Source organism: Caballeronia sp. ATUFL_F1_KS39 (assembly GCF_023630985.1).
GTDB lineage: Bacteria > Pseudomonadota > Gammaproteobacteria > Burkholderiales > Burkholderiaceae > Caballeronia > Caballeronia zhejiangensis.
In genome coordinates this window covers 1-274 of sequence record NZ_JALQDZ010000086.1, presented here as the reverse complement: position 1 = coordinate 274, position 274 = coordinate 1, and the positions used below count along the sequence as shown (strand labels likewise).

Sequence of the window (274 nt, the reverse complement as noted above, 5' to 3'; positions counted from 1 at the left end):
GGCACGGATCGCGCGCTCCAACGCGCCGGGGTCTGACGGCTTCCCGTCAAGAACGGCAAACACCCGCTCAATATCCGCCATACTCATCGCGATTTTAGAGCCGTAGTTGAAAAACCCATAGCTGTCGAAAACATGCGTGAGAATGATACGGGAGCCGACCTTGAAGCCGTTATGCGACTTGAACCGGCGGTCAAGTTCACTAAAGCTCATGGCGATCCCGCGCTTGAAAGTCATGCCGGCATCAGCCCGTAAACTCTCGAAGGTTGCCCAGACG

The 274-nt window shown here is 56.2% G+C and carries 1 protein-coding gene; it reads right to left on the bottom strand.

What is annotated here, in order from left to right:
• The coding region (locus tag NCR93_RS31680; protein ID WP_284507454.1) for a DUF4942 domain-containing protein at positions 1-274 on the bottom strand (274 nt) is incomplete at both ends.